The sequence below is a fragment of the Parafannyhessea umbonata genome, assembly GCF_900111255.1.
Lineage (GTDB): Bacteria > Actinomycetota > Coriobacteriia > Coriobacteriales > Atopobiaceae > Olsenella_J > Olsenella_J umbonata_A.
Genome location: NZ_FOGP01000001.1, coordinates 50,058 through 76,767, shown reverse-complemented (window position 1 = coordinate 76,767; position 26,710 = coordinate 50,058). Strand labels below are relative to the sequence as shown.

Genomic DNA, 26,710 nt, shown 5'->3' with positions numbered 1-26,710 from the left:
CGATGTAGCGAGTCCCTTCGCTACTTGGCGTTGGCCTCGGCAGCCTCCTCGTGAATCTCGGCAGCCTCAGCGATGATGCGCTTGCGGTTCCAGAGAGCCAGGGCGAGGACTGCGACGCCGGGGACGGCAAGGCCGATGCCGTTGCCGAGCTGGCCAAGGCGAACGATGACCCATGTGAGCGGGTTTGCGCCATCGCAGATGGAGGAGATGGCGGCCGCGCCACCCATGTCAAAGTTGACGTTTGCGGCAGCCTGGGTGATGAGCGGCGAGAGGTCGGTCGCGATGTAGAGGCCAACCGCCAGGACGACGATGCCGCAGAGGATGCCGCGGAAGCCATTCTGGTGAACGATGGGGGTCACGAGAACGAGCATGTAGGGAATGCAGGCGAGGTCAGCAAGGGGCATGACCTTGTTGCCAGGAAGAACGAAGGACAGGGCGATGCAGAACGGGACGAGAATGAGCGCCATCGTCAGGGTCACGGGGTGACCGGTGCCGACTGCGGAGTCGAGGCCGATGTAGATCTTGCCACGGTTCTGGAAGTGCTCGGAGATGAAGGTGGAGGCAGCGTCGGAGATGGGGAGCAGGCCCTCCATCAGGAGTGCGGCCATCTTCGGGATGAGCACCATGACGGCGCCCATGTAGACGGCGGTGCCGAGGAAGGACGGGATGGCAGCGCCCTCGGCGTCGACGCCAGGCAGGAAGCCATAGCCGGCGAGGATGCCGATGATGAGGCCGATGATGGAGCCGAGGAGAATCGGGTCGCCGAAGACGCCGAACTTCTTCTGCATGTTCTCGACGTTGATGTCGATCTTGTTCAGGCCGGGAATCTTATCGATGAGCTTGTCCATGGCCCAGGCGATGGGCGCGTAGGCGCCGGCAAAGCCGTGAGGGATGGAGACGCCGGGAAGGCCGAGGGACTCCTCGACGAGCGGAGCGGTGACGTCGCCGATGATGAGGACGATGACCTCATTGATGATGGCGGCAGCGATGCCGAAGGCAACGTTGTTGGTGATGATGGCAACGAGAGCGCCCGTGAAGGCGAAGTGCCAGTAGTTCCAGATATCGACGTCAGCCGTCTGCGTGGTGTTGGTGACCAGCATCACGATGTTAACGAGCAGGCCGAGCGGGATGATGATGGTGCCGACGACCGAGCCCATGGCGATTGCGGAGGCCGCGGGCCATCCGACGTCGATGACGGACAGGGAGAGGCCGAAGCGCGTTACCATTGCGGTAACCGCGCCGGCGAGGTCGGTGCCCATGAGCTGGTTGATGACAAGGTTAAGGCCGATGAAGCCGATGCCGACCGTGAGGCCAGCCTTAAGGCTCTTGCCGAAACCGCATCCAAACAGGCAACCGATAATCGTGAGGACGATCGGCATGACGACCGAGACGCCCAAGCTGGACAAGCCAGTAAAGAAAGCAACGATTGCATCCATGATAGAAAGCCTTCTACTCATGGCGAGGACGCTGCACGCCCCCGCCCCCCTTAGACTTCGGCGGCGCTAGGCGTTCTGCGCCATGAAATCAAGAACCTGTTTCTCGGCAGAAGCGCGGCCCATGCCGGTCAGGAAGGGAATGCCCGAAATGAAGGGGCAGTCGATTCCGCCGGGCTTGACCGTGGTGGCAATGACCAGGTCCGCGCTGGCGGACTTGCCGACGGCGTCGGCTATGGAGCAGGTGGTGATGTTGAACTTGCCACTGTAGCCGTTGTCGTTAAGCAGGTCCTTGATCTTTGCGGCCACCGCCGTAGAAGTTGCGATACCAGAGCCGCATGCCAGAAGAATGTTGACCATTTCTTCCTCCTCTCTACAAACGTTCGTCACTTGTCCAATTAGTAGGCTCACACGCATTCCGCAGTCGCAACCGCGGGAAAGCGCGGTACTACTCTCCGAGTACGATCACGCGAAGCTTGCGGGTGCGCTCGCGCGTGCGGTCGTAGTCGACGAAGAAGATGCTCGCGAGACCATTCATCTGGAGTTCGCCGTTCTCAACCTCGAGGGTGACGCTGCCACCGATGAGGGTGCTGCGCAGGTGGCCGTCACCGTTCCAGAGATAGCGTCGGTCGCCGCCGGGAAGGTAGGAGTCGACGTTGGGCCAGGACTCGACCTCGTCGAAGTGGCGCATTCCCGGATAGTTGTAGGTGGTCCAGTCATGCTGCTCGGGGAAGACCCTCTGGAGGCCGTTGTTGAGGTCGACCTGGAGGAAGGTGTCGCCCGCGGGGTTGTAGTCGTGGTCGAACTCCTCGGTGAACACCGCGCAGGTGGTGTGCTGGGAGATGCAGTTGACCACGCCCTCCTTGATGCCGCTGGCCTTAACGATCTCGCGAACCTGATCGGTCACGTCGACGTAGGTGGGCTTTCCCTCGAGGGTCTCGACAACAACGCGATCCTTGTAGACTGCCATGGCCTAGGCCTCCTTTTGAATGTCGTTGCGGACGCGGTCGAGCGCCTCGAACATCTCTTCGAGGACGGCAAACGGGTCGTCTGCCGCGACGATGCCGGAGGTGCCGCCCGTCGCGTCGCCGCCGTAGATGATGGCGTCGTAGACGTCCTGGCCGGAAGAGATGCCGGCGGCCTGAAGGACCATGGTTTCGGGCGAGACGGACTTCACGGCCTCGGTTGACTGACGGATGTAGTCGGGACCCGCAATCTTGCCGGTGCCGATGAGCTCGTTGAGCTCGCAGGTCATGATGTCGGGATGAAGCTCGGCGATGGCGCGGGCCTCGTCGACGGAGTCGGCGCAGACGCAGGTGAGGATGCCGACCTCGCGCGCACGCTTGATCGTCTTGGCGAGCTCGCCGACGGTCATCGGATTCTCGGCGTGGTTGAGGAAGGTTGCCTTAACGCCAGCTGCAGCAAGCGCCTCGGGAAGGATGTGCCCCATGCCGCGGCCAGGCTTGAGGCTCTCCATGTTCTGCGCGCAGGGAATGAGGTGCGGGCAATTCTCTGCCACCCAGGCAAGGTCGATCAGCTGAGCGGTGAAGAGGCTCTGGAAGTTGTACCTCTCGCACAGCTCGTCAGTCTTCTTGGCGAGCTTGCGCAGCTCCTCGCCGTAAAGGTACGACTTGGGATTGACGACGAAAAACGGGCGACGCAGAACGATTGTTTCCATACCGAACTCCCATGTAACGAACTGAACATCACAAACTCATCATAAAGTTGTTCAACTCAAGTTGTACAAGTCATGGGGGCCGTCAGTCACCTTGGTGATGCGCATGCGTGTATTCGGATATCACAAATCAATTTGTAAACAGCCACATAAACAGTAATTCATATCTAATACTTCCAGATTTTTATTAGTTGAAATTTACCTGACATCTAGCCATGCCAACCGCCCCAACGGTAGCCATCTGTTCCCCAGCGGTAGATTCTGTCTACAAAAATGAGGACAAGTCCTTCTTGGCGAACTTGCCCTCATACCTGCTGTTATTCTGAATCATCGCAGCTAGACTGCCGTTGTACCCGTAACTGTCTGTCCAGGCTTGAGCCAGGTCCTTCCCCACGAGACGGGACGGTTGTCACTCAGCATGACAACTTGCTCAAGAACGAGGATGGCCGTGGTCTCGTCGCAGTCCAATATCGATGCGTACTTGGGACCAGCGCTTCGGGCGCTGTATGTCATATTCGACTTCTTGATCTTGCGTCCTGAGCAGTGCTCGATGGCATCGAACATCGTCTCGTGCTCGAAGTCGTGCGAGGCGATGCCGGGACACTCGACGGTGGAGATCCAGTTTTCCTGGCAGAGCATGGGCTCCCCGTCGACGATGCGCACGCGCTCGATGTAGAAGGCGCCGTAGCCCGGCTTGATGTCAAGGGCTATCTGCATCGCAGGAGGCGGGACCTCGACTTTCGCCCTCACCACGTGCGTCTTGAAGGACTTGCCCTGCTCGGTGAGGGATTGTGCGAGCGAAAGGGGGAAGCTCCCGACGTTGTGCGTGATGTCTGGCTCCGAGACGAAGGTGCCACGGCCGTGCGCCTGCTTGAGCAGGCCCTCCTCCGCGAGGATCTTTATGGCATGGCGGGCGGTGCCACGCGCGATGTCGAACTTGTCCATCAGCTGATGCTCCGAGGGAATCCTCTCCCCCGGCTCGAGCTCATGGTTGTAGATCATCCTGCGGAGAAAGTCGGCAACCGTAACGTAGCGCGGAACGAATGAAGAGCCGCCCGCACGCCCCGACGCAGAAGGCGAGCCTCCTGCCGACATTCCACTTGCTGTCACACGCTCAGACACGTACCACGCACCCCAATTGCAATGAGAAGGCGTCAAACACCGTTCATGTACAAGATAACTAAAAAATCGTGTACAAGTTCAAAAAATGGGCCACCGCGCCAAATGCCGTCGTTCCGGCGCGCTAGAGCCGAAGCGTTCCAAAGATGCCACGCACCAGCTGGCGCGACGCCTCGCGTCCGATGGCGCCCAGGATGGAGCCGGCCGTACGACGTATCTGGGCATCCCTGCGCTCCTGCTGTCGCTCAAGGGTCCGCTGCTGGCGCTCGAGCTCCTTGCGCTGGCGCTCCATCTCGCGCTCCTGGGCGCGCTCGGCCTTCTCGGCGGCCTTCTGGCGCTCCTTCTCTTCCCTCTCGGCTACCTTGGCGCGCTCCTTCTCGAACTCGGCCCGCTCCCTCTCGAGCTCGACGCGCTCGGCGGCGAGCCGCTGGGACTCCGCCTCCTCGACCTTCATGCCGTTGATGTCCTCGAAGGCCGACTGCCTGTCTATGGCGGTTCCGTACTTGCCCATCAGGTCAGACTGCGCCGTCACCGCGCCGCGCAGAACCTCGGGGTCGGCCGCGTCCATCTTGCACTGGGGAAACAGCACCCGGGCGCTCTCGACAACCGTGGGCGCGCCCTTCTCGTCCAGAAAGCTCACCAAGGCCTCGCCGGTGCCGATCTCCTGCAGCGCAGCCGCGCTGTCAAACGAAGGGTTGGCCCGGAACGACGCGGCGGCCGCGCGAACGACCTTCTGCTCGGCCGGCGTGTAGGCCCTGAGTCCGTGCTGGACGCGGTTCGAGAGCTGTGCGAGCACCTCGCCCGGAACGTCACTGGGGCTCTGCGTGATGAAGTACACGCCCACGCCCTTCGAGCGGATAAGCTTGACAACCTGCACGATCTTGTCGCCAAGCCGCTTGGGCATGTCGTCGAAGAGCAGATGAGCCTCGTCGAAGAAGAACACGAAGCGCGGCTTGTCGGGGTCCCCCACCTCGGGGAGCGTCTCGAACAGCGTCGAGAGCATCCAGAGCAGGAACATCGCGTACACCTGCGGCGTCCGGACGAGCCTGGCCGCGTTGAGGATGTTCACGTAGCCGCGGCCGCGCGGGTCGCACTGGAACCAATCATCCAGATCGAGGTCGGGCTCGCCGAAGAAGACGTCGCCTCCCTGGTCCTCGACCGCAATCAGGGCGCGCTGGATGGCGCCGACCGACTGGGTCGAGACATTGCCGTAGGTCACGGTGTACTCGCCGCGATGCTCGGCCACAAAGCCCAGCATCGCACGCAGGTCCTTGAGGTCTATCAGGAGGAGACCCTGGTCGTCAGCCACGCGAAAGACGATGTTGAGCACGCCCTGCTGCACGTCGGTAAGGCCGAGCAGCCTTCCAAGAAGCATGGGGCCCATCTGGCTCACGGTGACGCGGACCGGGATGCCCTCGCCACCCAGCGGGTCCCACACGCGCACGGGGCATCCCTCGAACGAGACGCGCTCGGGGGCAAGCCCGAAGCTGTCCTCGCAGCGCTTGCGGATGAAGTCGCTCATCTGGCCGGCCTCGGCCATACCCGTGACATCGCCCTTCACGTCGGCCACGAAGACGGGCACGCCCGCCTGCGAGAAGCCCTCCGCCATGACCTTGAGCGTGACGGTCTTTCCCGTGCCGGACGCGCCGGCGATCAAGCCGTGCCGGTTCGCCTGGCTAAGAAGCAGGTAGCAGGGTTTTTCTCCCTGGGCCATCCAAATCCTGTCACCGTCGAGCATGGGAGCTCCTCACCCGTGGAAGCCGTGCCCACGCACATGAGCGAGTCACCCCTTATGGGCGGCGTGACGTGGGCCTTTGACCCATCATAGTTCGCGGCGCAGAAGCCCGAAGACGCCTGTCGGCCGAACGGCGCAGGGCGCTGGGCCTACTTGTACGAGGCCTGCTCCTGGGCAAGAATGGCGTCGTAGGCCTCGGCCTTGCTCATCGAGAAGAGCTTTGCCAGGCGCTTTGCCAGCGCGCTCTTGTGCTCACCGGCCTCGAGCCCCTCGGTGATGGCCTCCTCGAGCGAGGCGGGAGCGGCGGAGACCTGCCGGGCACGTGCGTCGAGCTCGACGGCGCCAGGGGCGCCGATGACGATGACGCACTCCCCCTTGAGCGACTCGCGCGCGCCAATCTCCTTCGAGACCTCGGGCGAAGTCCCGCGAACGACCTCCTCGTGCAGCTTTGTGAGCTCGCGGACCAAAGCAACCTTGCGCTGGGGAAAGACCTGGGCGATGCGCTCGAGCGTTGCGGCCGCGCGGCGGGGTGACTCGTAGACGACCAGCGCGCCGGGCACCATCGCCAGCGCCTCGAGGCGCGCGGTCATCGCGCCAGCCTTGCGGGGCAGGAAGCCCTCGAAGAAGAAGTGGTCCATGGGCAGTCCCGAAGCGACGAGCGCGCACGTGACCGCAGACGGGCCGGGGATGACCTCAACTTTGACGCCGTGGTCCAGCGCGGCGTCAACCAGGCGCTGGCCGGGATCGGACACGCCCGGCATGCCCGCGTCGGACACGAACGCCACTCGCTGGCCTGACTCGAGGCGCCTCAGGACGGAGTCGACCTTCTGCGCCAGGACGTTCTCGTCCGCGCGCTCGAGCGAGACGTGAATGTCGAAGCGGGTCAGCAGCTTGCTGGTGACGCGCGTGTCCTCGCACAGAAGCAGGTCGGCGGACGAAAGCGTCTCGACCACGCGGGGCGAGGCGTCACCAAGGTTGCCAATGGGGGTCCCGACAATGGAAAGCACGCCACAGCTGGGCTCCGCTTGTACCGTCACGCGAGCATCCTCCGCTCAAACGACGCGAGCGAGACTCGCGCGTCCCATCCATCCAGGCGCCCGGAGGTCTTCCACGTCTGGAAGAACCATCCCGCGCAGGACGAGAACGACGAGATCTGCTCTGAGATGTAGATGCGCTCGAGGGCGATGCGTCCCTCGGGCGTCGATATGGTATCAGAGAAGGGCATGGCCCCGGACCAGCTGCCAACCATCACGGGCAGGCCGCTGCGCGCCAGCGACTTGATGGACTCGCGCGAGCGACGCGAGAGCTCGCGGATGGCCGCGGGACCCGCACTCTTGATGTTGTCGCTGTAGTGGAACAGCGCGGAGTCGATCCACACGTTCCTGTAGCGCCTGGGCGCCATGAAGCCGTCCCACGCGTTCACCCGACCGCCGTCGTGGATGACGACGACGGGGTCTTCTCCCGCCTCCTGGCGGACGGCGTCGTAGGCTTCACGGTAGTAGTTGCGCAGGCGGTGGAGGGGAACGCCCGGCTCGACGCTGAGGCCGCGTCGCAGTTGGAGCTTTGGCGCGTCGGCAACCTCGAGCCCTCTGAACGCCGCGCGGGTACCGTAGCGCTTCGCAAGGGCCGCTATGACGCTGACCATGTCATCTTTGTAGTGCGAGAAGTCGTCGTGGCCCCGGACGATGGAGTCGGTCGCGTCCTCTGCCCCGGGCTTGATGTCGAGGTCCAGAATGATCTTGAGCCCGATCTCGTCGGCCCAGTCGAAGGCCTCGTCCACGAGCTCGATGCAGCCGATGTAGGGACCGGGGTTGGGACCGGCCTCGCCAAAGACATACCAGGGCACCGGGAGGCGCACGCAGTTGAATCCCCTGGACGCGATCTGGACGAAGTCCGACTGGGTGACGAACGACGCGCGGTGACGGTCGATGCGCTCGCGATACTCGTCCTTCCCGATGGACCGCACCAGCTCGCCCTCGTCCAGGGCGCCCGAATCGACATACAGGGAGGGGGTGACCCACATGCGCAGCGTAAGCCAACCAGACAGATTCACGCCGTGCAGCGCCCGCGAAGCCATAGCCATCCCCCCTTGCGACCACGAATTGAGTAGTTCGAGTATACGCACTCGATGAGGCAAGTAATGCGCGGTCGCCACCAGACGGAGCCTTTTTTGAACGGACGTGTCATCAAAACATCACATTGCAGGCAGCATTTGCGCCCGTAGGGCAAAGCAGCTCGCCCACCAGAATCCCCGTGAATGAATGAAAGACCCACGGGTAGCCTGTGAGCGTTGACACAATCGTGCCATCATCGGTCGGCAATCAGCAAGGAGGCATTATCCATGGATCGTAACTACTTCGACCTCAAGGACCACGTCGCCATCGTCACCGGCTGCTCTGGAGGCCTGGGCGTCCAGATGGCAAAGGCGCTCGCTTCTCAGGGTGCGACCATCGTGGCAACCGCTCGCCGCGAGAACAAGGTTCAGGAGGTCGCAGAGGAGATCGCCGCAGAGTTTGGCGTTCCCACCTGGTACTACAAGTGCGACATCACCGACACCGACGTCGTTAACCAGATGGTAGACGCCGTCTACGAGAAGTTCGGGCGCATCGACATCCTCGTCAACAACGCCGGCACCGGCGCCGTCGCCCCCGCAGAGGACATCACCGACGACCAGTTCGGCAACGAGATGCAGATCGACCTGTTCGGCACCTTCCGCGTTGCGCGCGCGGTTGCCAAGAAGGCCATGATTCCCGCCAACTACGGCCGCATCATCAACATCGCTTCCATGTACGGCCTGGTGGGCAACAAGGTTGCGGGCTCCGCACCCTATCACGCGGCAAAAGGCGGCGTCGTCAACCTGACGCGCGCACTCGCGGCCGAGTGGGGCAAGTACAACATCACCGTCAACTCCATCTGCCCGGGCTACTTCTACACGCCACTCACGCAGGAGACGCTCGACTCCGAGTTCTTCCAGCAGAACGCCAAGACGATGATCCCCGAGGAACGCTACGGCAACGAGGGCGAGCTCGACACCGCCACCCTCTTCCTGGCGTCTCCCGCCTCGTCCTACGTCACGGGCGTTCAGCTGCCCGTCGACGGCGGCTACACCTGCATGTAGCTAGCGCCAAACGTGGGAAGGCACACGCCTTCCGCAAGAGAAACGCAGGGGCGCCGGACAGTGTCCGGCGCCCCTTTTATGTCACCAAAACACATAAATCAATGCATTGTATGAAGAGAAAGACCACATACTTGCTCCATTTTTTTAGAGCTTTGATTTGTTAACGTTTAAAAAACAATTGAATGTAGAGAGGAGCTATATGAGCATTGCCGAGAGAGTAAAGCGCTACGTCATCATGGTTTCGGGACTCTTCTTCATCGCATTGGGAGTCGCCTTCAGCACCAAAGCGGGACTTGGGACGTCACCCCTCTCGGCCATACCCTACACGCTCAGCACTCTCCTGCCGCAGGCGAGCTATGGTGCCTACGTCGGAGGATTCAACGCGCTTCTCGCCCTGGCGCAAGTCCTGATTCTGCGTTCCAAGTGCAACTGGTTCGACATCGCCCAGCAGCTGGTGCTGTGCGCGATATTTGGAAGCTTCGTCGACGCCGCGATGCTCATCATCTCGTGGCTCAGCCCCAGCGTTTACCCCCTGCAGGTCGTGATCCTGGCCCTCGCCATCGCAAGCCAGGCCTTCGGATCGTACCTGCAGCTCATCAGTCACGTGGGACTTATGGCCGCAGACGGCCTCTGCCGTGTGCTCACGCAGGTCACCCACAGTGACTTTGGCCGCATCCGCGTCATTACGGACTCCAGCATGGCGGCGACGGCGCTCGCCATGAACCTGGTAGCCTTCCACAGGCTGCTCTGCATCCGCGAGGGCACCATTGTGATGGCCGCGCTTACCGGCACCATGGTCCACCTCTTCAGCAAGTGGCTCACGCGCTTCGAGCACGTCCTGATTCCCCAGAACTTCGCAAGCGCGGACGACGAGCACCCCATCCTGGGCAACGAGGGTTAGCGGACGCTATTCTCCAAAGTAGCTGGCGCAGTTGAGCGGCGTCTCGTACACGTCGACCTGCGCGACGGGGATGCCCTCCTGCTCCAGGCGTCCGTAGAAGTAGCGCGCCAGGTTTTCCGCGGTGGTGCGGAACGGAAGCATCTTGAGGGTGAAGCCCTCCCCCTCCAGCGCGTCGACGGTCGCCTGTTTGAGGGTGCCCTCCTCCACCAGGAACATGTGGTCGAACTCGCCGACGATGGAACGCAGCGCCTTTTTGAAGACGCCAAAGTCCAGCACCATGCCACGCATCGTTCCCTCCGTCTGAAGGGACTCCTGGCGGGCATAGGCGACCACACGCCAACGATGGCCGTGGAGGTTCTCGCACTTGCCATAGTAGTCGGCCAGAAAGTGTGCGCCGTCAAAGCTTGCTTCCGTCTTGAGTCCAAACATGTCCGCTCCGCATCCGCGCGCCGCGGCCGTCCGCGGCGCGCACCCGTCTGTACGCAACCATTGTGCCATGCCTAGCCCAGGTAGCTCGGCCTGACCTTCGCCTCCACAAACCAGCGGGGATCCTCGTAGTACAGGTAGGTCTGCCTGCCGTCGACCTGGATGCTGTAGCGCAGCCCCTTCGCACCGGTTCGGCGAGAGTACGCATGGCGCACCCCCAGCACTCGGTCGACCTCGTAGCGTGTGTCGTCGTCCCACACGATGCAGAGCGGGACGACGCGTCCGTCGACGTCGGTCGACGAGACGACCCTGACGTAGTGCTTCCTTCTGTCGTCGTAACCCATGGTCCTCGCCCTCCCGAAGCGCGGCGCACGAGCATCCGCCTCGCGACGCCACCTCATATAAGAACATATGTTCGTAGTATTGCAGACGAGAAGGACATGAATTCAAGACGGCGCCACAACGGGGGTGTGGAGTCCCGCGAGCAGACACGAAGAGGGAGGCCGCCCGCAAAGGCGACCTCCCTCGCAGCCACGCAGAACGTCCCGCGAGGCCTTATGTCGTTGCGGTCAGGGCACAATCGGACGAGCCGGCCTATTCGGCAGGGGACGCGCCCTTGCCACCGCCGTTGGCGTTTCCGTCACCCTGCGAGCCCCTTCCATGGCCGCGATGGCGACGACGCCTCTTGGGCTTCTCGGCGCCCTCCGCAGGCTGCGGCTGCTGGCGCTTGCTACCCTGTCCCGAACCCTTGTGGGCGGTCTGAGTCGTCTGTTGCCCACCGTGGTCTCCAGGGCGACGTCGCCTCTTGGGAGCGCCCTGGGAACCAGACGTGCCCTGCTCGCCGCGGCCCTTACCGTCACTGCGCTGCTGCGCGCGCGACGCCTGCGAGGCCTGGTCGCCCGAGGCGGAGTGGTGATGGCGCCTGCGGTGGGACCTAGCCTCCTTGGGCTGCTGGCTCTTCTCGGCCGTTCCCTGTTGATCGGCAGCGGCGGAAGCAACGGTGCTCTTCTTGCGACGACGACGCGGGCGTGCGGGAGCCTCGGAAGCGCCCTCCTCGCCCGACTTGCGCGCGCGCCTAGATGCGCCCGGCTGGTCGTTGGACCCGGTCTCGTCCTGCGACTTGCGCGAGCGGCGGCGCTTGGGCTTCGATTCGACGAAGATGTCGGCGGCGTCGAAGGTCTCTGCAGGAGTGACGCCCATCTGGCGGTCGAGCTCGGCCAGCGCCATCTGCACGTCAGGCGAATCGAGCCTCTCGAGCGCCTGGCGGGTCACGGTGTCGGGACGGCAGGCGCAGCCCAAATCGCGACTCTTCTTGTGGGCGGCCTCGGAGGCCTCCATGTCGGCTAGCGGCACGCGCACCTGCTTGCCGTTCTCAAGGCGAAGGCAGATCTGCTCCTTGGGCGTGTCATACTCGACAATCTTCGCCTTGCCAAGGGGCGTCTCGATTACGGCGTTGCGCTTGGGCGCACGCTGCTTGAAGTCGCGGTAGGCCTCGAACTCGTAGCGCAGGCAGCACATGAGGCGACCACAGGCGCCAGAGATCTTGGATGAGTTGAGGGGCAGGTCCTGCTCCTTGGCCATGCGAATCGAGACCGGCTCGAACTGCGTGCCAAAGCGCGAGCAGCAGAGCTCCTGCCCGCAGTGCGCAAAGCCGCCGACGATGGCGGCCTCCTCGCGAACGCCAATCTGACGCATGTCGATGCGCTCGTGAAGCTCACGGCTCAGGTCACGAACGAGCTGGCGGAAGTCGACGCGCTCCTCCGCCGAGAAGTAGCACACGACCTTGCCGCCGCCAAAGAGGTACTCGACGCCGATGGGCTTCATGTCGAGCTCCGACTCGTGCACGAGCGCGCGGAAGGTGGGGAATGCGTCCTCGCCCCTCTGGGCAAGCATCTCCGCGCGCGAGAGGTCGGCATCGGTCGCAATGCGCTCGACGGCCTTGAGCTTGCCGCCCTCGCCGATGACCTCGCACAGGTGCTCTTCGCTCACCTCGCGCGCGTCCATCGTGGCAAGGCCGATCTCCTGGCCGCGCTCCGTCGCGCAGATCAGGTGGTCACCCTCCTGGGCGCCAGTGTCCCTGGGGTCAAACCACAGGTCATGAGCAGCATATTTGAACTTCACCGAGATGACGGTGGGCATGCAAGTGCCTCCTTGACGGAAAGAAGCATGACCTCGAGGGTCAGCTGTGGCGATACGTTTCTGGTCAGGTTGTGAGACGCGCGCGTGATGGCGTCGAGCGCCCTGACGGTTGCTTCGGTGCACGACGAGGCCGCTATGCGATCGACCACGTCGGCGGCGTCCTCGTTTACGATTGGGGTCGAGACGCCCTCGCAGCGCAGCAGGACGTCCCTCAGAAGCGAGTCCGCGGCCGCAAGCGCCTCCATCATACCCGAACGCTCGCGCGCGGTTAGCTCGCGCTTGTTCGCGTCCTCGATTCGCTTCATGGCCGACTTGGCAAGGTAGTCGGAGTTCTCGTCGAGAGCCTTCTCCTGAGCGTCCCTCAGGTCGCCAAGCGGAACGCGAACTGCCTCGACTATCTCCTTGGCCGCCTTGAGCACGTCCCAGGAGTCGTCACGCTCAAGCTCGCCCAGGACCCTGACGACGATCCTGCGGACCTGTCGGCGATCCATCGACTTCAGGAACTCCGCCGCACGCTCCGGGGTCTGCGCCACGGAGAGCGCGATCCTGGCCTCGGTGGCCGTCGCGCCACAGGCGAGCTCGACGGCCTTCTCGGCCGCGTCCGGCGAAACGATCGAGAAGGGAATGACCTGGCAGCGCGAGACGATGGTGGGCAGGACGCTCGCCACGGTACGCGCAATGAGGATGAACACGACGCCCGCCGGCGGCTCCTCAATAGTCTTGAGCAGGGCGTTTGCAGCCGTCCCCCGAAGCATGCCAACGTCGTCGAGAACGTAGACCTTCGACGATGCACGCACGGGCGCCAGCGAGACGTCCTCGATGAGATCACGCACCTGCGAGACCAGATAGCCCGAGACGCTCTGCGGGGAGAGCCATCGGACGTCGGGGTGCGTGCGGTGCGCGACACGAATGCACTCGTCGCAGCTGGCGTCTCCGCCATTGGGGCAGACCACGCACTGCGCGATGGCGCAGGCCGACTCCTTCATGCCCGAGCCCGGCGCACCGACGAACAGGTAGGCGTGGCTCAGGCGCCCCTCGGCCACCGCAGCCGAGAAGAACCTCTGTACGCGGGGCTGCTGTGCCAGGGCCTCGAGGGCCTTGGGGGCCGCGGCCGCAGAGACGTTAGCGGACATCGCCGACACCCCTTTCGAAGGCGCCCCTTGCGTCGTCTGTCACCAAAAGAACATCCGAGAGCGCATCGCGCAGGCGCAAGAAGACCTCATCCGGGCTTCCCGAGGCGTCGATCACGCGCAGGCGCCCGCCCTCGCGCTCGGCGAGCCTCAGGTAGGCCTCGCGAACGCGACGCTGGAACGCGAGCCCCTCCTCCTCGAGTCGATCGGCACCGTCCTTGGTGGCTCGTGCGAAGGCGCGGGCGGGATCGATGTCGAACACGACGGTGGCGTCGGGCTTGACGCCGCAGCTGCCGAGCTCGTTACAGCGGTCGACCAGCGTCTCGTCAAGCTGTCGCCCGCCTGCCTGGTATGCATAGGTGGAATCGTAGAACCTGTCGCACAGCACGACGGCACCGCGCTTGAGGGCAGGCACGACGGTTTGCCTCACCAGCTGCGCGCGGGAAGCCTCATAGAGCAGAAGCTCGCACTCGTCCGTCATGGCGACGTTGTCGGGGTCGAGCAGGATGGCTCGGATCTTCTCGGAAATCGGCGTTCCCCCAGGCTCTCGCAGGCGCACCACCTCGCGACCCATGGCCTCGAGAGAGCGTGCGAGCGCGTCGGCCTGGGTGGTCTTCCCGGCACCGTCGACGCCCTCGAGCGTTACGAACGCACCCCTGGTTGTGTCAGCAGCAGAGCTCAAGTCCTTCTCCCCTCAGAACCCGGCTACTTGGAGGAGCGCTTGCCGCCCTTGGAGCCGCCCTTGGAGGCACTCTTCGAGGTGCTCTTCGACGAACTCTTGGCCGTGCCCTTGGAGCCGCCCTTGGTCTTGCGGCTCGTGCCACGGCCCTTGGCCGCGGCCTTCTTCTCCTTGCCGGGGCAGTCCATGTTAACGCAGATGCGCCACGGGCCACGCTGGGTGACGACCTCGACGATGGGGGCACCACAATCCGGGCACGTCTCGCCCGTAGCGTGGAGCTCGCCGCGCTGGGGCAGCGGGTAGCTGACGCTGCAGACGTCGTAGTTCTCGCAGCGAATGAAGCGCTTGCCCGTGCGCTCGCTCTTGTGGGCGATGAGGTCGCCGTGCTTGCCGGCGGCGGCGCAGACGGGACACTCGCCCACCTTGACGTCGGGCTCGCGGTTGGTCTCGCAGGCGGGGTTGACGCAGATCTCGTACGCGCGGCTGCGGAAGGGCTGGCACTTGATCCGGGGCGCGCCGCAGACGGGGCAGACACCCTGCTCCCCTTCGATGGGGATGACCTTCACGCGGCTGGGGACGGGATAGGTCACGTCGCAGTCGGGCCAGCCCATGCAGCCGATGAAGCTCGAGCGGTTCTTGGCGGAGGTCTTCATGACGAGGTCCCTGCCGCACTTGGGACAGACGCCCACCTTGGCGTCGGCGGTGACGGCGTCGGCGATGGCGTCGCCCAGGTCGTCCTTGTGCTCGATGAGGGCGTCGATCATGCCGGACAGCAGCGTGCGCGAGTGCCTGACGACGTCGTCCTGCGTGTCCTCGCCGGCGGCCACCCTGGTCATGTCAGACTCGAGGACGGCCGTCATATCGGGGCTCGTGATGTGAGGCGCGTACTTCGTGAGGGCGTCGATGATGGCCATGCCCAGCTGGCTGGGCTCGCACGGGTCGTTCTTGAGGTACTTGACATCGTAGAGTCGCTGGATGATGGAGGCACGCGTGGACTTCGTGCCCAGACCCCTCTTCTCCATCTCGGCGATGAGACGACCCTGGCTGTAGCGCGCCGGAGGCTCGGTCTGCTTGGCCTCGAGGTCCATCTTGCGAACGTCGCAGGAGTCCCCCACCTCGAGGGCAGGAAGCTGCTCGTCCTTCTTCATTCCGTAGGGGTAGATCGCTCGGAATCCCGGCTTGACGAGGACGGTGCCCGAAGCGGAGAAGGGCTCGCCTTCCACGTCGAAGGAGAACTTGGTGCTCTCGGTGACCGACGGCTCGGAGAGCGTCGCCAGGAAGCGGCGGGCAATCAGGTTGTAGAGCCTCCAGGCGGGACCCTCGAGCTTGTCGGGATCGGCTGCGCCGGTGGGGTAGATGGGCGGGTGGTCCGTCGTCTCCTGCTTACCGCGGGTTGCGGTCAGGCTCTCCTTCGACAGGAGGTCCGTGCAGACGGGACGGTACTGAGGCACGGCCGAGAGCGTCTTGACAACATCCTTGAGGTCGAGCGACTTGGGATAGACCGTGTTGTCGACGCGCGGGTACGAGATGAGGCCGTCCATGTAGAGGGACTCGGCAAGACGCATGGTGCGTGCGGGGCTGATGCCCTCGGCTGCCGCGGCGGTCTGCAGCGACGTGGTGTTGAACGGCACGGGCGGCTTGTTGGTGCGGCTCTTGCGCTCGACATTGGTGACGGTGGCAACCTTTGCGTCGCGCACGTGGTCGAAGGCGGCGTTCGCCTTCTGCTCGTCGGTAAAGCGAGCCGTGGCATGCGTGACTTTGAAGCCGTCGTCGTCGGAGCCCTTGGGGGCGAGCGCGCCAGAGAGCACCCAGTAGTCCTCGGGGACGAACGCGTTGCGCTCACGCTCCTTCTCGACCACGATGGCAAGCGTCGGCGTCTGGACGCGGCCTGCCGAGCGCACGTTGCCGAGGCCGCCGAAGCGGGCCATCGTGAGGTAGCGCGTCAGGACGGCGCCCCAGATGAGGTCGATGTACTGGCGGGACTCGCCGGCATCGGCGAGGTTCTGGTCGAGGTCGACCAGATTGTTGAAGGCATGCTCGATCTCAGGCTTGGTGAAGGCGGAGTAGCGGGCGCGCGAGACGGGCGTGTCGGGCGCGACCTCGCGCATCTGGCGCAGGGCGTCGGATCCGATGAGCTCGCCCTCGCGGTCGAAGTCCGTCGCGATAACGATGGAGTCCGCCTTCTTGGCAAGGTTCTTGAGCGCGCGAATGATGCCCTTCTCGGCTGGCTGCTTCTCGATGGGAGCCCAGATGAGATACGGCAGGCTGGGGACCTTCCATCCCTTGATGTCAACGCCATCCTTGAGGAAGGGCTTGCGTTTGGTGTCGTAGGGAGGACGCGCCAGGGTATCGGGTAGGCTAGCGGGCAGAATCTCGCCCTCAGCGGTAACGGCGGTCCAGCCTTCCTTCTTGCTGTAGTGAAGCTCGCGGGCAAAGTCGGGAGCCAGGATGTGACCCCTCAGACCGATGTTGACCCACTCCTCGCCATCGACCGTAAAGCGATAGACGGGGGTGTCATACACCTTGTCCTGCTTGGGCTTACCTGCATTTGCAAGAAGCCTCGCAATCTGCTGGGCAGCATCGTTCTTCTCGGTGACTACAAGCTTCAACGGGACACCAAACCTTCTTGTCGAATCAATTCCTTATGGTTCCTCTTATACCCGATTGGCGCCTCTCGGCGCCAATCGAAGCTTACATGTTTGCCATTTCCTGCTCGTACTTGTGGTCCGAGTACTCTTCTCTGGTCCACTTGAGCGACTCCTTGCCATCGCGTGCTATGAGCACGTAGCGCGCAACCGCAAGCGCGACCTCGTAGAGCGAGATGAGCGCCGCGAACATGAGGACCATGGTCACGGGTGAGGCATCCGGGGTGACGACGCCGGAGAGGATCATCAGTCCGACGTAGATGTAGCGCCACTGGGAGCGGAAGGTCTTGTACGGAACCAGGTGCAGAATGGACAGGTAGAAGATGACAAGGGGAAGCTGGAAGGCAAGGCCGAAGCCAATCTCGAGCATCATCATGATGTTTAGGTAGTCGACGGCGTCGGCGATGACGCCGGCGAACTCGGTCGACTGGTCAATCATCCAGCCGACCGCAGCGTTCTGGATGATGAAGTAGCAGAAGATCATACCCAGGAAGAACAGGGCGACCATGGCCGCAACCGTGGGCACGACCCACTTGCGCTCGTTGGGCTTAAGCGCAGGAAGGAAGAAGGCCATGACCTCCCAGATGATGATCGGCGTGCAGATGATCATGCCGAAGAAGAGCGCGACCTTGAAGCGGATCGTGAAGCCGCCCAAGACGGACAGGACCGTGAGCGAGGTGCCCTCGGGAAGCGAGGAGCGGATGGGGTCGATCATGATGTCGATCAGCGTGGGCGTAGCGGCATAGACGACTACGGCCGTGATAATCAGTGAGACCACGATGATCGTGAGGCGGCGCCTCAGCTCGCCAAGGTGATCCATAAGGGGCATACGTGCTGGTCCGATAGGCATTACTGCTCGCCTCCCTCTGCGTCCTGGCTCTCTGCGTCAGCCTCATCCTCCTTGGCCTTGGGCGCGTGCGCCTTCGGCATCATGGCGTAGAGCGCGGCCGCGCTCGTGTCAGGCTTGGCGGGCTCTGCCGGCTCGGGAGCCTCTGCGGCGGGAGCGGCATCGTCGGCGTCGGCATCAGAGTCAGCGCCGTCGGAGCCCACCTGCTCGGAGCCGTCGGCATCCTTGGCCTCCGCGGCGGCCTCAGCCGCCTCGCGCTCGGCCTTCTCCTTTGCGAGGCGCGCCTTGCGCTCCGCGAAGGTCTCGGTCTTCTTGGTGGAAGTCTCCTCGGCGTCGTCGTCGAGGTCGGCATCCTCGTCGAACGCATCGGCGCGGGCCTTGGCACGTGCGCGCTGCTTGTCATCGAGCGGCTCGTTCATGGCCTGGTTGAGAGGATCCATCACCTCGGTCTGAACGACCTCGGTAAAGCCTTCCTGTGCCTCCCTGAACTGCCTGAGCATACGCCCAATCGTCCTGCCCATGCCAGGAAGCTTGTCGGGGCCGAACAGCAAGAAGCCGAAGACCACGATGATCACGAGCTCTGTCTCGCCAATACCAAACACGCGCACACCTCCCGCGGTGTAGTCACTTACTTACAAACGATGAACGAATTGCGCCGGACGCCTACTCGGCAAAGTCGCCTGCGCCCAGCTCGCCCTCGACCCCCAGCATGCCCAGAACGCGCGCGACGTTCTTCTGCTGGTTGGTGACGCTGAGGGCCACGCCCTCGTCGCGTCCGTGGTGGGCAGCGCCCACAAGGACGCCGATGCCGGTGGAGTCGATATAGGGAACCTCGGCGAGGTCGACCACAATGCGCTCCGGCGCCTTCTTGAGCGCCGCATCGATCGCGTCACGGAGCTCGGAGGCGTTGGACACGTCGACCTCTCCCTCGGCGTGGACGGTAATGGTCTTGCCGCTTTCGACGGCGTTGATCTTGATGCTCATACTTCTCGCTTTCCTATTGGCAGAGCCGCGCTAGAGAGATCCGGCGCCATTGAGCGCGTCGGAAAGACCCTGCGAGGTCTGGCCGATGCCGAGCGTCTGCTCGGTCTCCTGATTCTGCTTCTGCTGCATGGCGACGAGCCTCTTGCCCGCGAAGGACTTGGCGCCGTACTCGTCGTTGGCGTCGACCTCCTTGGCCTTCTCGTAGGCCTCCTTCGCCTTGCCCTGGTCTCCGGTAGCCTCATACGCAAGGCCAAGGTTGGCCCAAGCGGGACCGTAGTCTGGGTTGTCGATCGTGGTCTGGGTGAGGTCGGCGATGGCCTGGTCGGACTGGGCCGAGTACAGCTCGCACAACGCGCGGTTGACCTTGACCGAGGCGGAGTCATTGAGGGCGAGGTACTGGTCGTAGTACCCGATGGCCTTCGCGAAGATGTCCAGGACGTGCCTGGCGTCGGTCTCGGTGGGGATGCCGTTCTTCACGGCGAGCTGGCTTGCGTTGTAGCCCCAGTTCATATAGGTGTTACCCAGGTTGAGAAGGGCGGCAAGATTCTGGGGATCGCTCGCGAGCTTGTCCTCGAGCGGCTTGGCGACGTCAGTGAAGGCGGCGTCGAGGCCATCCATGGTGCTGGTGTCGTACTGCTTGGAGGAGCCATCATCCGACCCGCCGTCGTCAGAGGTCTGGCTCTGCTCCTGGCTCGCGGTAGACCCGCTGTTCGCAAAGATGGCCGACAGCGACGGCAGCATCATCGAGATGGCCATCACGACGCCGAACACAACAACGAGAACGGCCATCCAGCGCTGCTTGGAAGACTGCTTCTTTCGAGACGCAGGTTCCCCGGCATCGAGGTCGAACACGCTGACGCCATTGTTGCCCTCGCCCTTGGCCTTGGCCTTGGCCTCGGACTTCTTGGGGCGCTTCTCGCCAGGGCGCAGGACCTTGGCAGAGGACGAGAACTTCGCGCGGCGACCGTTTTTGGAGCTAGCCATAAGAGACACCTTTCTTAACCCATTCACACAGCTGCACATTCTACAAAAACTCGTCGCGCGTCAAGCTCCGCTTCGGGCGAGCGCAGATGTGCACTGACCCCTCCGCGCTAGGCGCGCTTAGCCCGTGCGAGGCGGGCCGAGACGAGCCTCACCGCGATGACGAAGATGTCGAGCGCCTGCCCCAGCTCTTCGAGGGACGGATAGGTGGGGGCAATTCGGATGTTGGTGTCGTGCGGGTCGTCGCCATAGGGCCAAGTGGCGCCCGCCGGCGTGAGCTTTACCCCAAGCTCGGACATGAGGGCCACGATCTTGCGGGCAGAGCCCTCGGGGCCGTCAAACGACACGAAGTAGCCGCCGTGGGGGTGGGTCCACTTGGCGATGCCGAGGTCGGCCAGACCGTCGGTAAGCTTCTGCTCGACCAGCGCGAAGCGAGGCGCGACGATTGCCGCGTGCTTTGCCATGTGGGCCTTGACGCCATCGAGGTCCTTGAGGAACAGGACATGGGCGAGCTGCGAGAACTTCTCGGGACTGACGCGCGACACGCCGAAGGCCTTGCGGACCTCGGCCATGTCAGAGGCGGAGGCGGTGACGAACGCGATGCCGGAGCTGGGGAAGGTCACCTTTGCGGTAGAGCCGAACTCATACACGAGGTCGGTCGCGCCGGCGTCGGCCAGGGCGTCAAAGACGTTCAGAAGCGCGTCGTCCTTCTCGCCGAAGCCATGGACGCAGTAGGCGTTGTCCCAGTAGATGCGGAAGTCGGGGGCGGCGGGCTTGAGCGACGCGAAGCGACGCACCACCTCGTCAGAGTAGGTGACGCCCGTCGGGTTGGCGTACTTGGGGACGCACCAGATGCCCTTGACCGAGGGGTCGCTCTCGACAAGGCGCTGCACCATGTCCATGTCGGGACCGTCCTCATGCATGGGGACGGGGATGTTCTTGATTCCCAGGTGGGCCGTCACGGTGAAGTGGCGGTCATAGCCGGGGGCCGGGCACAGCCACTTGACCTGGCCCTGCTGGCACCAGGGCTTGTTGCCGGCGACGCCGTTCGTGAAACCATGGGTCACGACGTCGTGCATGAGGTTGAGGCTGGACGAGCCTGAAACCACGATGTTCGCGGGTTCGACGCCCAGAATCTGGGCCGCAAGGGCACGGGCAGAGGGAAGTCCGTCGGGCGTTCCGTAGTTGTCGACGATGGCCGCGCCGTCTTCCAGCTTGGTCTCGGAGGTCAGGAGGTCGAGCATCGGACGTGCGAGCGCCGTCTGCTCTGCCGACGGCTTGCCGCGAGCCATATCGAGCGAGACGTTCTGCGCGCGAATCTCGTCAGCCTGCTTTTGAAGGTGCTCGATCTCGGCATCGAGCGCCTCAGTCGTCATGTCTTCGTACACGTTAGCCATGCTACCTCCCGATTACATAGTTGTATGAGTGAGTATATCCCCATACCCGCGCGAACAAACATACGGTAATCAGATGGCAAGGCATCAAGGTGCATATGCAACACGCCGGTGCGCAGCATCAGGAAAGCTCGCATTCAGCCGCCGCGCCCAGCCCGCGCGCGGCGGCTCGTGGCCCCATGCGGGCAGGCACGTAGCCGCAGACCCGCTACAATCGAATGCGTACCCAGAGAGATTGGAAAGCCATGGCCACCAGGACACCCGCACCCTCGGGCAGCACGCCCGCGCCCGAGTACGGCGACCTTCAGACGCTCGTGAACGAGCTCTACGCACGCAAGCCCTCGGGCTACGTCACCAAGCTCGAAGCCATCGAGCGCGCAGAGATCGACGACCTCAACGACGACCTGCGCGAGGTGATCGACCTCCTGCCCGGCGGCAAATACAAGCGCGCCACCCTGTGCGACCAGATGAACTCGATCATCACGGCTCACGGATGGGCCTACGTCTACGGAACCGTAGAGTGAGGGGCCGCGGGCAAGACAAGAACGCGGGATAGGAAAAGAGGGCGAGAAGGACGCATGTCCTTCTCGCCCTCTTCGCTATTCGTCGAAGAAGTCGTCGTTCGGGGAAAGGTCGACCTCCTTGCGCGCGGGCAGCTCGGTCTGCTTGGCCGCGGCCCCCTCGCCGGAAGCCTCCTTCTGGGCCCGCCCCTTCGGCGTCGCGCCAACCTTTATGAGGTCATGCACGCGTACGAACAGGATGCCCAGGAGGGCCGCCGTGAAGGAGCCCGCAAGGATGGCGCACTTGGCAGCCATGACCTCGGCCGGGTTGGGGAACGCGAGCCCCGCGATGAGGATGGACATGGTGAAGCCCATGCCTCCCATGATGCCCACCGCGATGATCTGGTCCCAGGTGACGTGTCTCGGGAGCTTGGCAAAGCCGATCTTCACCAGCAGCAGCGTCACCAGGATGATGCCGATGGGCTTGCCGACCACCGCGCCGAGGTAAGCGCCCTGGGTGACGGGGTCGTGCACGATCATGCCCAGGTCGGCGCCAACCAGACGAACCTGTGCGTTCACGAAGGCGAACACCGGGAGGATGAAGAAGTTGACCATGGTCGCGATGTAGCGCTCGACGCGCTGCAGGGGCGGCGTCACGTGATGCATCACGCGCTCGACCTGGTTGGCCGCCTCAGTGAAGTCGTGCTGGCCCAGGACGTGCGCCGTGTCGTCGTAGTCGTCCTCGAGGTCGCGCGCCTTGCTGTTGAGCCAGTCGCGCAGGTTGCTCAGGCGCACGTCGGACTTCGCAGGCAGGAAGAACGCCAGGATGACGCCGGCAAGCGTGGCGTGGATGCCCGAATTGTACATGCAGAACCACAGCACCAGACCGATGAGCACGTAGTACTTTGCCGTGTAGACGCGGGCGCGATGGATTCCGGCAAGCACCAGGATCACGAGCAGGGAGAGCGCGCACCACGCAACGTTGGGGCTCTGCCCGTAGAAGACCGCCAGGACCACGATGGCCAGGATGTCGTCGGCGATTGCCAGGGTCTGGAAGAACACCTTGGTCTCGGGGGCAACACGGTCGCCCAGAAGGGACATAACGCCCAGGGCGAAGGCGATGTCGGTGGCGATGGGGATGGCCCAGCCGTTGGCGGCTCCGGCATGGTTGAAGAACAGGAAGATGAGGGCGGGAACGGCGACGCCGCCGACCGCCGCGAGCATGGGCAGCGCGGCCTGGCGAGGCTTGCGCAGCTGGCCCACGGTCATCTCGTACTTGAGCTCGATGCCCACCAGCAGGAAGAAGATGGACATCAGAAAGTCGTTCACGAAGCCCTCGAGCGAGATTCCCATGTGGACGGAACCGATGTCGAGGCCGAGCGGCATCGACAGGAAATGGTGCACCGGCTCAAAGAGAGGCGAGTTCGCAACCACCACCGCAAGGAGAGCGGCCCCCACCATTACGGCCGCGGATATGGTGCCGTTCGACGTGACGGTCGACACGACGCTCCTGACCGCAAGCCTGCTGACGACGGCGTCCTCGCGAATGATCGCGGACTTCTTCGTCTGCTTGGAGCTGCGACGGCCATACCGCCTGCGCTTGCCCATCTTCTTTTTTCGTACCTCGCTCATGCTACGATGCTCTCCTCCCAGCTCGCGGCCAGGTCCCCAAGTGACCTGCTGGGCCGCGGCACTTTTGTCCTACTAAGAGAATACGGCATGGGCATGGTCAATGCGGTGTTCCGTCGCCCAAACAACGCCTCCTTCGCAAAGGGGACCAGACCACCCGGGGAAGCGTTGCGCTCGAGCCCTGGCCAGGCGCTGTGCGACATGCTTTTTGCGACGCTGGCCCCTCGGAGGTGTGGCCCGGATGCTTTTGGGGTACCAATACCTCAGGCGTCGCCGCACGCGATCACGGATGAGACGGCTTCGGAGGGGAAGCATGAACGACCAGCGCATTGCCATCATCACCGATTCGGGTACCGACCTTGACCGCGAGTACTGCGTCGAGCACGACATCCGCGTCGTGCCGCTGCGCATCAACTACTCGGACGGCTCGTCGTTCCAAAGCGGTGTGGACATCACGGCGGACGAGGTCGTCGCTCGCTTCGAGGAGGAGATCCCCCGCACTTCTCTCCCCTCGCCCGAGCAGATCAAGAACGCGCTCGAGCAGGCACGTGAGGACGGCTACCAGAGGGCCGTCATCGTCACCATCGCATCCGCGCTATCGGCAACCAACCAGACCGCCCAGATGATCGCCGACCAGATGACGGATGTCATCCCCACCTTGGTAGTCGACACCCGCTCGATCGGCCTCGTCGCAGGCATGGTGGTCGAGCGCGCAGTCGACTACATCGAGCGGGGAGTCCCCTTCGAGGAGCTCGACGCGCGCCTCCAGGTCGTGGTCGCCCAGACCGACATCTACTTCGGCGTCAGGTCGCTGGACAACCTGTACAGGGGCGGGCGCATCAACAAGCACATCTATCGCATCGGCAACGCGCTCAACATCAAGCCCGTCCTCACCTGCAACGAGGAGGGCTACTACACCATCGCCAAGAAGGCCCGCGGATGGGACCGCTGCCTCGACACGATTGTCAAGCTCGTCGCCGACAACGCCGCCCAATACGAGTCCGTGCGCATCGGCCTGTGCTGCTCCACCGCGACCAAGGCCCTCTACAAGCCGCTCGAGCAGCGCCTGCGCGAGGCGATTCCGCACGTGGCCCAGATGTTCACCCGCGACATCAAGGCAGACCTCGTCGTCCACACCGGCCCCAACATCGTGGGCGTCGGCGTGCAGAACGCCGCCGTCTAGCCAACGGGCCCCATCGCCCGCAAGCAGAGCGCCGCTCGTCACTGTCGACGGGCGGCGCCCCCTAGCTTGCGCTTGCGTGAATGCGAGGCGACCTAGTCCTTGGTCGGATAGGTCATGTGTGCCTCGTCGATGCCGTAGAGCGTGCTGTCCAGGTAGCGACGGGCAAGCCAGTTTGCCATGCCCAGGTTCTGGTCGAGGTAGTTCCCGCACTCGTCAGGCTTGGCGCCGGGAATCTCGCCCTCAAAGTCGCGCACGAACTCGAACATGCGCGTCACCAGACCAATGACGTCCTTGGACTCGTACTGGCCGAAGAGCACGAGGTAGCAGCCAGTACGGCAGCCCATGGGACCAAAGTAAACCACACGGCTCGACCACTCCTCGTCGTTGCGGAGGAACGTCGCGCAGAGGTGCTCGATGGTATGCAGCTCGGCGGTGTTCATGACCGGCTCGCGGTTGGGAGCGGTCATGCGCAGGTCGAAGGTGGTCACGACGGCACCGGTCGCCGCATCCTTGTCGATGCGGCTCACGTAGACGCCAGGCTCGAGCTTGATGTGGTCGATAGTGAAGCTTGCGATCTTCTCCATGGATGACCCTTTCTTCTGGAAGACGAAACGCCGGGCGAGAAGAGCATGCGTCTAGCGCCGGACGAACTTCGCGAGCATGTGCTCGACGATCTGCGCGCAGTGGCGCGCCGCGACCTTCTCGAACGTGGGGTAGTCGACGCTCGAGCTGCCATCGGCCTTGTCGGAGATGGCGCGAACGATTACGAACGGGACGCCGTTGAGGTAGCAGGCATGGGCGATGGAGGCACCCTCCATCTCGCAGCAGCGGCCGCCGAAGACGCTGACGATGCGACGCTTTTCCTCGTCGGTGTGAACGAACTGGTCCCCCGACGCGACGCGGCCCTCGAACACGCCGATCTCGGGAGCCGCGCTGCGCACCGCCTCGACGGCGGCCGCACGGAGCTCGGGGTCGGCCGGGAACGCCAGTACGTCGATGTCAGGCACCTGGCCCGGCTCGTAGCCCACGTTGGTCAGGTCAAAGTCGTGGTGAACGGCATCGACAGACACGACCACGTCGCCGATGTTGATGGCACTGTCGAGCGAGCCCGCAACGCCCGTGTTGATGACGTGCGTGACGTCATACAGGTCGCAGAGAACCTGCGCGCAGATGCCGGCATTGATCTTGCCGATGCCGCACTTGACCACGACGACGGGGACGCCGCCGAGGACGCCCTCGTTGAACTCCATGTTGGCGCGCTTGGTGACCCTAACGTCCTCAAGCTGCTCCTTGAGGTATTCGACCTCGACCTCCATGGCGCCGATGATGCCGATCTTGGTATGCGTGAACCTCATGGTCCTCCTTACGTCTATCCCGCGCCGGCCGAGCCAGTCGCGACGATTGTGGACGCGCTATTCCTCTTCGAGGGCAAGCGTAGCCGATGCCAGCCAGCTGCTTCCGGCAAGCGCGCGCACCAGCTTGTCCCTTTGCGCGTCAAGGCCGACACCGCCCTTGACGTGCAGGTGTACCGTACAACGAATGCCCATCGAGGTGAGCTCGGTAAAGTAGACCTCCACCGTGTGTCCAGGAACCAAGACGTCGCGCAGCGCCTTGTGGGCTTTGCTGTGGATGGTGCGCTCGACCTCGGCGAGGTCCGCGTCGGCGCACACGACCAGCTTGACCGCGCAGTCACTTGCGTCCCACGGTACGAGCTTGGTGACGGCGTTCTTGTTGAGCACCGAGTTGGGGATTACGACGGTGGTGCCTCCGCGCGTGCGCACGACCGTGGCGCGCCAGTTGACGTCGGTCACCACGCCCGACACCCCGTTGACGCTCACGACGTCGTCAGGCACGACGGCCTTGCTGACCATCAGATTGAGTCCGCCAACCACGTTGGAGACCGTGTCCTGCAGGCCAAACGAGATCACGACGGACGAGACGCCCAGGGCGGTCACGAAGGCGGTCGGCTGGACGCCGAAGACGGGCTGGAGCACCGCCAGGAGCGCGAAGGCCCACACGACGCCCTTCGCCAGGTTGACGAAGATGGACGCCGAGGGCACCCGTGACGCGTCGAGCATGCGCCTGAGCATCCTCGAGAGCAGGCGGGCGGCCAGCGCTGCCGCAACCGCGACGACTGCCAGAAACGCGCACTTCCAGACGATCTCTGAGCCTAGGAAGTCCATGCACTTCTC

Annotated in this window: 27 protein-coding genes; 4 read left to right on the top strand and 23 right to left on the bottom strand. The window is 63.7% G+C overall.

Annotation, left to right across the window (positions count from 1 at the left end):
* Positions 1–20: 20 nt before the first annotated feature.
* The 8 genes from BMY31_RS00380 to BMY31_RS00345 form a co-directional block, all read right to left on the bottom strand.
* Entirely contained in the window at positions 21–1,436 is a 1,416-nt protein-coding gene (locus BMY31_RS00380) for a PTS galactitol transporter subunit IIC (RefSeq protein ID WP_091007293.1), read from the bottom strand.
* Positions 1,437–1,502: 66 nt separating this feature from the next.
* Complete coding sequence (locus BMY31_RS00375) at positions 1,503–1,793, bottom strand: PTS sugar transporter subunit IIB (protein WP_078686316.1); 291 nt, start codon at positions 1,791–1,793, stop codon at positions 1,503–1,505.
* A gap of 88 nt (positions 1,794–1,881) precedes the next feature.
* Positions 1,882–2,403, bottom strand: a complete 522-nt coding sequence (locus BMY31_RS00370; RefSeq protein WP_078686315.1) for a YjbQ family protein — start codon at positions 2,401–2,403, stop codon at positions 1,882–1,884.
* A gap of 3 nt (positions 2,404–2,406) precedes the next feature.
* Positions 2,407–3,111, bottom strand: coding sequence for a triose-phosphate isomerase (locus BMY31_RS00365; RefSeq protein ID WP_078686314.1), 705 nt, complete (start codon positions 3,109–3,111; stop codon positions 2,407–2,409).
* A 333-nt stretch (positions 3,112–3,444) separates the two neighbouring features.
* On the bottom strand, positions 3,445–4,203 hold the full coding sequence (locus tag BMY31_RS00360) for a GntR family transcriptional regulator (protein ID WP_091007290.1): 759 nt from the start codon (positions 4,201–4,203) through the stop codon (positions 3,445–3,447).
* A gap of 148 nt (positions 4,204–4,351) precedes the next feature.
* Positions 4,352–5,965 (bottom strand): helicase HerA-like domain-containing protein, encoded by a 1,614-nt coding sequence (locus BMY31_RS00355; protein ID WP_091007287.1) that lies wholly within the window; start codon positions 5,963–5,965, stop codon positions 4,352–4,354.
* 146 nt (positions 5,966–6,111) lie between these two features.
* Positions 6,112–6,999 carry a 16S rRNA (cytidine(1402)-2'-O)-methyltransferase gene (rsmI, locus tag BMY31_RS00350; protein ID WP_078686311.1) on the bottom strand — a complete coding sequence of 296 codons (888 nt, stop codon included), beginning with the start codon at positions 6,997–6,999 and terminating at the stop codon, positions 6,112–6,114.
* The gene (locus tag BMY31_RS00345; RefSeq protein ID WP_091007284.1) at positions 6,996–8,039 is read right to left on the bottom strand and encodes a glycoside hydrolase family 5 protein; all 1,044 of its coding nucleotides are present in this window, start codon (positions 8,037–8,039) and stop codon (positions 6,996–6,998) included. Before BMY31_RS00345 ends, rsmI begins: the two co-directional genes overlap by 4 nt.
* Before the next feature lie 264 nt (positions 8,040–8,303).
* Here BMY31_RS00345 and BMY31_RS00340 point away from each other — a divergent pair, with 264 nt between their 5' ends.
* Both BMY31_RS00340 and BMY31_RS00335 read left to right on the top strand, forming a co-directional pair.
* Positions 8,304–9,080 carry an SDR family NAD(P)-dependent oxidoreductase gene (locus BMY31_RS00340; RefSeq protein ID WP_078686309.1) on the top strand — a complete coding sequence of 259 codons (777 nt, stop codon included), beginning with the start codon at positions 8,304–8,306 and terminating at the stop codon, positions 9,078–9,080.
* 199 nt (positions 9,081–9,279) lie between these two features.
* Positions 9,280–9,981, top strand: a complete 702-nt coding sequence (locus BMY31_RS00335; RefSeq protein WP_078686308.1) for a YczE/YyaS/YitT family protein — start codon at positions 9,280–9,282, stop codon at positions 9,979–9,981.
* A gap of 6 nt (positions 9,982–9,987) precedes the next feature.
* Here BMY31_RS00335 and BMY31_RS00330 read toward each other — a convergent pair whose 3' ends face one another.
* The 11 genes from BMY31_RS00330 to BMY31_RS00280 all read right to left on the bottom strand — a co-directional run bounded on the left by BMY31_RS00330 (position 9,988) and on the right by BMY31_RS00280 (position 21,209).
* Positions 9,988–10,410, bottom strand: coding sequence for a 6-pyruvoyl trahydropterin synthase family protein (locus BMY31_RS00330; protein ID WP_091007282.1), 423 nt, complete (start codon positions 10,408–10,410; stop codon positions 9,988–9,990).
* 71 nt (positions 10,411–10,481) lie between these two features.
* On the bottom strand, positions 10,482–10,751 hold the full coding sequence (locus BMY31_RS00325; protein WP_078686306.1) for a hypothetical protein: 270 nt from the start codon (positions 10,749–10,751) through the stop codon (positions 10,482–10,484).
* Positions 10,752–11,001: 250 nt separating this feature from the next.
* Positions 11,002–12,546, bottom strand: coding sequence for a regulatory iron-sulfur-containing complex subunit RicT (gene ricT / locus BMY31_RS00320; protein WP_091007280.1), 1,545 nt, complete (start codon positions 12,544–12,546; stop codon positions 11,002–11,004).
* Complete coding sequence (locus BMY31_RS00315; RefSeq protein WP_091007278.1) at positions 12,525–13,679, bottom strand: DNA polymerase III subunit; 1,155 nt, start codon at positions 13,677–13,679, stop codon at positions 12,525–12,527. Before BMY31_RS00315 ends, ricT begins: the two co-directional genes overlap by 22 nt.
* Entirely contained in the window at positions 13,669–14,358 is a 690-nt protein-coding gene (tmk, locus tag BMY31_RS00310) for a dTMP kinase (protein ID WP_078686303.1), read from the bottom strand. Before tmk ends, BMY31_RS00315 begins: the two co-directional genes overlap by 11 nt.
* A 23-nt stretch (positions 14,359–14,381) precedes the next feature.
* Positions 14,382–16,964: a DNA topoisomerase I gene (locus BMY31_RS00305; RefSeq protein WP_091007275.1), complete on the bottom strand. Its 2,583-nt coding sequence runs from the start codon at positions 16,962–16,964 to the stop codon at positions 14,382–14,384.
* An 82-nt stretch (positions 16,965–17,046) separates the two neighbouring features.
* The gene (gene tatC / locus BMY31_RS00300; RefSeq protein WP_078686301.1) at positions 17,047–17,850 is read right to left on the bottom strand and encodes a twin-arginine translocase subunit TatC; all 804 of its coding nucleotides are present in this window, start codon (positions 17,848–17,850) and stop codon (positions 17,047–17,049) included.
* Positions 17,850–18,449 (bottom strand): Sec-independent protein translocase subunit TatA/TatB, encoded by a 600-nt coding sequence (locus tag BMY31_RS00295; RefSeq protein WP_078686300.1) that lies wholly within the window; start codon positions 18,447–18,449, stop codon positions 17,850–17,852. The genes tatC and BMY31_RS00295 overlap by 1 nt, the downstream gene beginning before the upstream one ends.
* A gap of 61 nt (positions 18,450–18,510) precedes the next feature.
* Positions 18,511–18,831: an STAS domain-containing protein gene (locus BMY31_RS00290; RefSeq protein WP_078686299.1), complete on the bottom strand. Its 321-nt coding sequence runs from the start codon at positions 18,829–18,831 to the stop codon at positions 18,511–18,513.
* 30 nt (positions 18,832–18,861) lie between these two features.
* Positions 18,862–19,815 (bottom strand): tetratricopeptide repeat protein, encoded by a 954-nt coding sequence (locus tag BMY31_RS00285; protein WP_180371310.1) that lies wholly within the window; start codon positions 19,813–19,815, stop codon positions 18,862–18,864.
* A 107-nt stretch (positions 19,816–19,922) separates the two neighbouring features.
* Positions 19,923–21,209, bottom strand: coding sequence for an aminotransferase class I/II-fold pyridoxal phosphate-dependent enzyme (locus tag BMY31_RS00280; RefSeq protein ID WP_091007269.1), 1,287 nt, complete (start codon positions 21,207–21,209; stop codon positions 19,923–19,925).
* A 242-nt stretch (positions 21,210–21,451) separates the two neighbouring features.
* Here BMY31_RS00280 and BMY31_RS00275 point away from each other — a divergent pair, with 242 nt between their 5' ends.
* Complete coding sequence (locus BMY31_RS00275; protein ID WP_078686296.1) at positions 21,452–21,730, top strand: hypothetical protein; 279 nt, start codon at positions 21,452–21,454, stop codon at positions 21,728–21,730.
* Positions 21,731–21,805: 75 nt separating this feature from the next.
* Here BMY31_RS00275 and nhaA read toward each other — a convergent pair whose 3' ends face one another.
* A complete protein-coding gene (gene nhaA / locus BMY31_RS00270) occupies positions 21,806–23,314 on the bottom strand; it encodes a Na+/H+ antiporter NhaA (RefSeq protein WP_078686716.1) in 1,509 nt (502 codons plus the stop codon).
* Positions 23,315–23,648: 334 nt separating this feature from the next.
* Here nhaA and BMY31_RS00265 point away from each other — a divergent pair, with 334 nt between their 5' ends.
* A complete protein-coding gene (locus tag BMY31_RS00265; RefSeq protein ID WP_091007266.1) occupies positions 23,649–24,518 on the top strand; it encodes a DegV family protein in 870 nt (289 codons plus the stop codon).
* Positions 24,519–24,610: 92 nt separating this feature from the next.
* On the opposite strand, the gene BMY31_RS00260 is transcribed toward BMY31_RS00265, so the two are convergent.
* Genes BMY31_RS00260 through BMY31_RS00250 form a run of 3 tightly spaced genes read right to left on the bottom strand, consistent with a single transcriptional unit; the run spans position 24,611 to position 26,701 of the window.
* Positions 24,611–25,102, bottom strand: coding sequence for an S-ribosylhomocysteine lyase (locus BMY31_RS00260; protein WP_078686294.1), 492 nt, complete (start codon positions 25,100–25,102; stop codon positions 24,611–24,613).
* A 51-nt stretch (positions 25,103–25,153) separates the two neighbouring features.
* A complete protein-coding gene (locus BMY31_RS00255; protein WP_091007262.1) occupies positions 25,154–25,873 on the bottom strand; it encodes a 5'-methylthioadenosine/adenosylhomocysteine nucleosidase in 720 nt (239 codons plus the stop codon).
* Positions 25,874–25,930: 57 nt separating this feature from the next.
* Complete coding sequence (locus tag BMY31_RS00250) at positions 25,931–26,701, bottom strand: mechanosensitive ion channel family protein (RefSeq protein ID WP_091007259.1); 771 nt, start codon at positions 26,699–26,701, stop codon at positions 25,931–25,933.
* Between the last annotated feature and the right edge of the window lie 9 nt (positions 26,702–26,710).